Annotated in this window: 5 protein-coding genes and 1 pseudogene; all 6 read left to right on the top strand. The window is 69.1% G+C overall.

Going from position 1 to position 6,552, the window contains the following annotated elements:
* A pseudogene (gene argD, locus M3B01_RS14235) lies at positions 1-181 on the top strand (acetylornithine transaminase); the annotation flags it as partial.
* Between the two features lies 1 nt (position 182).
* The gene (gene argF / locus M3B01_RS14230) at positions 183-1,184 is read left to right on the top strand and encodes an ornithine carbamoyltransferase (protein ID WP_259793165.1); all 1,002 of its coding nucleotides are present in this window, start codon (positions 183-185) and stop codon (positions 1,182-1,184) included.
* Positions 1,181-1,780 carry an arginine repressor gene (locus M3B01_RS14225; RefSeq protein ID WP_259793162.1) on the top strand — a complete coding sequence of 200 codons (600 nt, stop codon included), beginning with the start codon at positions 1,181-1,183 and terminating at the stop codon, positions 1,778-1,780. The genes argF and M3B01_RS14225 overlap by 4 nt, the downstream gene beginning before the upstream one ends.
* Positions 1,781-1,849: 69 nt before the next feature.
* Entirely contained in the window at positions 1,850-3,091 is a 1,242-nt protein-coding gene (locus M3B01_RS14220; RefSeq protein WP_259793160.1) for an argininosuccinate synthase, read from the top strand.
* Positions 3,088-4,569, top strand: a complete 1,482-nt coding sequence (argH, locus tag M3B01_RS14215) for an argininosuccinate lyase (RefSeq protein WP_259793159.1) — start codon at positions 3,088-3,090, stop codon at positions 4,567-4,569. Before M3B01_RS14220 ends, argH begins: the two co-directional genes overlap by 4 nt.
* A 95-nt stretch (positions 4,570-4,664) precedes the next feature.
* Positions 4,665-5,933, top strand: a complete 1,269-nt coding sequence (gene tyrS, locus M3B01_RS14210; RefSeq protein ID WP_259793157.1) for a tyrosine--tRNA ligase — start codon at positions 4,665-4,667, stop codon at positions 5,931-5,933.
* Positions 5,934-6,552 lie beyond the last annotated feature (619 nt).

Here is a 6,552-nt window from a genome sequence, read left to right as displayed (position 1 = left end):
CATCGCCGCGCAGCTGGCCGCAGTCGCGCTGGAGGCGGGGTTCATCGTCAACGCCCCCAACCCCACCACGCTGCGGATCGCCCCACCGCTGATCATCACGGCGGAGGAGCTCGCGAGCTTCACCGCCGCCCTGCCCGGACTGCTCGACACCACGACCGCAAGCGCCACCGAAGGAGCCTGAGATGCCCCGTCATTTCCTGCGCGACGACGACCTGAGCCCTGCCGAGCAGAAGGAGGTCCTCGAGCTCGCTGCTGCCCTGAAGCGCGATCGCTTCGCCGAGAAGCCCCTGGCGGGCCCGCGGTCCGTCGCGATCCTGTTCGACAAGTCCTCCACCCGGACCCGCCTCTCCTTCGCCACCGGTGTGTCGGAGCTGGGTGGGAGCCCCCTGGTGCTCGAGGCGGCCGTCAGCCAGCTGGCTCGAGGAGAGTCCATCGCCGATACGACCGGTGTGCTCACGCGCATGGTCTCGACGATCGTGTGGCGCACCTTCGGTCAGGAGCGCATCGAGGAGATGGCCGCCCACGCGACGGTCCCGGTGATCAACGCCCTCACCGACGAGTTCCACCCCTGCCAGATCCTCGCCGACCTGCAGACCATCGCCGAGCACTGCGGGGGTCTGGCCGACGGGGACGCGGCGCTGGCCGGTCGGTCCCTGGCCTACCTGGGGGACGGCGCCAACAACATGGCCCACTCCTACCTGCTGGGCGGGGTCACCGCCGGGATGGACGTGCGGATCGCCGCCCCTGCCAGTCATCACCCCGAGAAGGGCATCCTCGAGCGGGCCTGCGAGATCGCGGCCACCACCGGCGGCTCGGTGACGGTCACCGAGGATCCACGCGAGGCCGCGGCGGGCGTGAACGCGGTCATCACCGACACCTGGGTGTCCATGGGCCAGGAAGGGCAGGACGGCCGCGGCGAGGCCACCTTCTCGCGCTACCAGGTGACCGAGGAGCTGATGGACCTCAGCGGCGCCGACGGCGACGGCAGCGGAATCTTCCTGCACTGCCTGCCCGCCTACCGGGACAAGGAGGTGGCCGCCTCGGTGATCGACGGCCCGCGCTCACGGGTGTGGGACGAGGCCGAGAACCGGCTGCATGCGCAGAAGGCGCTGATCACCTGGCTGCTGCACCATCCCGACGAGAGCACCGCGTCGCACGCCCTGGTGCTGGGGGCCGGGCGATGAGCGAACAGCATCGACGAGCCCTGGCCCAGACCAAGACCGCCCGCCAGCAGCAGATCGTCTCCATCGTCCGCGGCCAGGAGGTCGTCTCTCAGGCGCAGCTGGCACGACTGCTCGCCCAGGAGGGAATGGAGGTCACCCAGGCGACCCTGTCGCGCGATCTGGTGGAGCTCCAGGCCGAGAAGGTGCGCGGTGCGCACGGGACCCTCGTGTACCGGGTGCCGCCGGACGGCAGTGCTCCGCGGACCGACAACGGCCACGGTGAGAGCGAGCTGCTCCAGGCCCGCCTGCCCCGCCTGGCCGAAGGACTGCTCGTATCCGCGGAGGCCAGTGGCAACCTGGTCGTCGTGCGCACCCCGCCCGGGGCAGCGCAGTACCTGGCCTCTGCGCTGGACCGGTCCGTCGTGCCGGACATGATCGGGACGGTCGCCGGTGACGACACCGTCCTGCTGATCTCCCGGGACCCCGCGGGCGGGGACCGCCTCGCAGCCCGCCTGCTGGATCTGGCCGGCGGCCGGCGTGAGGCCGCCACCGAGGCCGAGGCGGCCGAGCGGGACCCGCAGGCGCCGCCCGATGACGAGCACGTCACCCCCGCCTGATCCCAGTTCTGCGGTGGGCCCCGCCATGCCGCATCCTGAACCCTGAACAAACCACGTCAAGGAGCACCCGTGACCGAACGCATCGTCCTCGCCTACTCCGGCGGACTCGACACCTCTGTGGCCATCGGCTGGATCCACGACGCCACCGGCGCCGAGGTCATCGCCTGCGCGGTGGACGTCGGCCAGGGCGGAGAGGACCTCGAGGTCATCCGCCAGCGCGCCCTGGACTGCGGTGCCGTGGAGGCCGTGGTGGCCGACGCCCGCGACGAGTTCGCCTCCGAGTACTGCATGCCGGCGCTCAAGGCCAACGCGCTGTACATGGACGCCTACCCGGTGGTCTCGGCCATCTCACGCCCCGTGATCACCAAGCACCTGGTGGCCGCCGCCAAGAAGTACGGCGCCAGCACGGTCGCCCATGGCTGCACCGGCAAGGGCAACGACCAGGTGCGATTCGAGGTCTCCATCACCTCCCTCGCCCCCGAGCTCAAGTGCATCGCCCCCGTGCGCGACCTGGCACTGACCCGCGACAAGGCCATCGAATACGCCGAGCGCAAGGGCCTGCCCATCGCCACCACCAAGCACAACCCCTTCTCGATCGACCAGAACGTGTGGGGGCGCGCCATCGAGACCGGCTACCTCGAGGACATCTGGAACGAGCCCACCAAGGACGTCTACTCCTACACCGACGATCCCTCCTTCCCGCCGGTGGCCGACGAGGTCACCATCTCCTTCGCGGACGGCATCCCGGTGGCGATCGACGCTCGCCCCGTCACCCCGCTGGAGGCGATCCAGGAGATGAACCGCCGCGCCGGCGCCCAGGGCGTGGGCCGGATCGACATCGTCGAGGACCGCCTGGTGGGCATCAAGTCGCGGGAGGTGTACGAGGCCCCGGGAGCCATGGCGCTGATCGCCGCCCACCAGGAGCTCGAACGGGTCACCCTGGAGCGCGAGCAGGCGCGCTTCAAGCGTTCCGTGAGCGACCGCTGGACCGAGCTGGTCTACGACGGCCAGTGGTTCAGCCCGCTGAAGAAGTCCCTGGACGTCTTCATCGACGACACCCAGCGCTACGTCAACGGGGACATCCGGATGATCCTGCACGGGGGCCGCGCCCAGGTCACCGGGCGTCGGTCCGATACCGGCCTGTACGACTTCAACCTGGCCACGTACGACGAGGGCGATGCGTTCGACCAGTCCCACGCCAAGGGCTTCATCGAGATCTACGGCCTGGCCGCCAAGCAGGCCGCCGCCCGCGACGTCGCCCACGGCAACGGGGAGGACCTCGGTCAGGCAGCGCAGCAGGAGGACGCATGATCTCCCCGGGAGCCCCGCAGCAGCCCGGCGGTCAGGGCGCGAGCGAGGGCCCGGCCTCCGAGCGGCTGGCCCTGTGGGGAGGCCGCTTCGGCTCCGGCCCGTCGGCAGCCCTCGCGGCGCTGTCCGTCTCCACTCACTTCGACTGGCGCCTGGCGCCGTACGACGTGGCCGGCTCCCGGGCCCACGCCCGGGTGCTGCATGCCGCCGGGCTGCTGGACGACGACGAGCTGGCCGGCATGGACGAGGCGCTGGTGCGGCTGCGTGAGGACGTCGCCTCCGGGGCCTTCACGGCCGCGGCGGACGACGAGGACGTGCACACGGCGCTCGAGCGCGGCCTGATCGAGCGGGCCGGGACCGAGCTGGGCGGGAAGCTGCGGGCCGGGCGGTCCCGCAACGACCAGATCGCCACCATGATCCGCATGTACCTGCGGGACCAGGTGCGGTCGCTGTCCCAGCAGGTGCTGGCACTGGCACAGGTGATCACCGACCGCGCCGAGCAGGCGGGGGAGGCGATCCTCCCCGGTCGCACGCACCTCCAGCACGCCCAGCCCGTGCTGCTGGCCCACCACCTGATGGCGCACGTGTGGCCCCTGCTACGGGACGTGGAGCGGTTCTGCGACCTCGATGGCCGGCTGGACGCCTCCGCCTACGGCTCCGGTGCCCTCGCCGGCTCCTCGCTGGGGCTGGACCCTCAGGCCGTCGCGGCGGACCTGGGGTTCTCGGACTCGGTGGAGAACTCGATCGACGGCACCGCCTCGAGGGACCTGGTGGCCGAGTTCGCCTTCGTCTGCGCGATGGTCGCGATCGACCTCTCGCGGATGGCCGAGGAGATCATCGTGTGGAACACGAAGGAGTTCTCCTACGTGACGCTCGACGACTCCTTCTCCACCGGGTCCTCGATCATGCCGCAGAAGAAGAACCCCGACATCCCCGAGCTCACGCGCGGCAAGGCGGGCCGGGTGATCGGCGATCTCACCGGACTGCTGGCCACCCTGAAGGCCCTTCCGCTGGCCTACAACAGGGACCTGCAGGAGGACAAGGAGCCTGTGTTCGACCAGGTGGACACCCTGGACCTGCTGCTGCCGGCGATCACCGGCATGGTCGCCACCCTCACCTTCCACACCGACCGCATGGAGCTGATGGCACCGCAGGGCTTCTCCCTGGCCACGGACATCGCCGAGTGGCTGGTGCGTCAAGGCGTCCCGTTCCGCAGCGCCCATGAGATCGCGGGCTCCTGCGTGCGCGTGTGCGAGCAGCGCGGGATCGAACTGGCCGATCTGAGCGCCGAGGACCTGGCAGGGATCTCCGAGCACCTGCGACCGGAGGTGCACGAGGTGCTCACCGCCGCCGGTTCCGTCGCCTCCCGCGACGGCAAGGGAGGCACCGCACCCGCGCGCGTGCGCGAGCAGATCGCGTCGGCACAGTCCCGGATCCAGGAGCTCGCTGACAGGACCGGGCCGCTGGAGCGGTCCGTCTGACGGAAATCGCTGGGGGAGGTCTCCACCTCCTGCCACAATGGGGCCGGTCCCGATCATGGGGCCGGCCCCGTCGTACTTCGGAAGGAACACCCCTGATGCAGACCGTCCTGGACGACCTCGACTGGCGAGGACTCGTCGTGCAGACCACCGGGCGCGAGGCGCTCGGAAGCGCTCTGGCCGATGGACCGGTCTCCCTCTATTGCGGGTTCGACCCGACTGCTTCGTCCTTGCACGTGGGGCATCTGACCCAGGTGCTCACCATGCGCCGCTTCCAGCTCGCCGGTCACCGACCCATCGCCTTGGTGGGCGGGGCGACCGGTCTGATCGGGGATCCTCGGATGTCCGGTGAGCGGGTGCTGAACGACGCCACTGTGGTGGCGGGATGGGTCGAGAACCTGCGCGACCAGATCTCCCGCTTCCTCGATCTGGAGGGCGAGTTCGGGGTGACGATGGTGAACAACCTCGACTGGATCGGAGGCCTGGGCGCACTGGAGTTCCTGCGGGACATGGGCAAGCACTTCCGTATGGGCACCATGCTGGCCAAGGACACGGTGGCCAGGCGATTGGCCAGCGATGAGGGGATCAGCTACACCGAGTTCAGCTACCAGGTGCTGCAGGGCATCGACTACCTGGAGCTGCATCGGCGCCACGGCGTCACCCTCCAGTACGGGGGGAACGACCAGTGGGGCAACCTGCTCTCGGGAGTCGACCTGATCCACAAGGTGGAGGGGCGTGACGTGCACGCGATGACCACGCCACTGGTCACCAAGGCCGACGGCACGAAGTTCGGCAAGAGCGAGGGCGGGTCCGTGTGGCTGGATGCGGAGCTCACCAGCCCGTACGCCTTCCACCAGTTCTGGCTGAACGCCGCCGACTCCGACGTCATGAACTACCTGCGGTACTTCACCTTCCGCGGCAAGGATGAGCTCGCGGAGCTCGAGACCGCGACCCAGGAGGCCTCCCACCAGCGACGCGCGCAGCACGCCCTCGCCGACGATCTCACCACCCTGGTGCACGGTGAGCAGGCCACAGCCCAGGCGAAGGCCGCTGCCGGCGTGCTGTTCGGCAAGGGAGACGTCCGGGAGCTGGACGAACCCACGATCCGCGCCATCGCCGGCGAGCTCCCCGGCGCCGAGCTCACCTCGAGCACGCCGCTGGTGGACGCCTTCGTGGCCGCGGGGATCGTGGCCTCGAAGGGCGCGGCCCGGCGAGCGGCAGAGGAAGGTGGGCTGTCCGTGAACGGCGAGAAGCTCACCGCCGATGACCTCGCGGGGGAGCTGGGTTCCTTGACGTCCCTTCCCGGAGGGCACCTCCTGCTGCGCCGTGGCAGGAAGACGGCGGCCATGGTGCGCCTGGTTGCCTGAGGCTCGCACCTGGCTGCCGAAGCCTTCGGGTGACACCCCTAACAAGTACAGGTCACATTCGACCCCCAGGCGGCCCGTAAGGGCTTGTAAAGACGGCCTGACCTGGGATGATGGTGTTGCCGGAGGGTGAACAGAGGGTGTCGAAGCGGGTTTGACGGCCACCCCGCGGCCCCGTAATGTCTTCCCTTGTCGCCGCGAGGACGACGCCGGGAAGCCGAGAGGATCCACCACGGATCAGCGAAGCGGAACGGGGTCACCGCAGCGGGGATCTGATCCTCAGGGATCAGCCGCGGGTCAGCGGATCGAGCAGGTCGCACAGCGAACTGGGAGAGACGCAGACCACATGGAGTGGAGTTGAAACGGTCGCGACGAACTGCTAGAGTAGCGACTCGCGCCGGGACGACGAAGCAAAAAAGTCGGACCGACCGGGATCACGATCCCGCAAGGCTACCGGCGCCACCGAGCCTCTGAGATGAGCCGCTGAGCGGTCCATTGACGATGTGCGCGTGTTGCTTGATATCTCAATAGCGTGTCTGTTTGTTGATGCCAACATTTTGATTGGCATTTTTCGGATAATTAGCAGAATTATTTTTGCTGGTTGTTTGTTTGAATGCCGGGA

It is taken from the genome of Brachybacterium sp. p3-SID957 (genome assembly GCF_025144775.1).
In the GTDB taxonomy this organism is placed as follows: Bacteria; Actinomycetota; Actinomycetes; order Actinomycetales; family Dermabacteraceae; genus Brachybacterium; species Brachybacterium epidermidis.
Note: the sequence above shows the minus strand (reverse complement) of the source record. Positions and strands in the feature narration are given on the sequence as shown.

Bases quoted from the DNA above. Each gene is read 5' to 3' on its own strand.
- argF (WP_259793165.1), top strand. From the start codon at position 183: ATGCCCCGTCATTTCCTGCGCGACGACGACCTGAGCCCTGCCGAGCAG.
- M3B01_RS14225 (WP_259793162.1), top strand. From the start codon at position 1,181: ATGAGCGAACAGCATCGACGAGCCCTGGCCCAGACCAAGACCGCCCGC.
- argH (WP_259793159.1), top strand. From the start codon at position 3,088: ATGATCTCCCCGGGAGCCCCGCAGCAGCCCGGCGGTCAGGGCGCGAGC.
- tyrS (WP_259793157.1), top strand. From the start codon at position 4,665: ATGCAGACCGTCCTGGACGACCTCGACTGGCGAGGACTCGTCGTGCAG.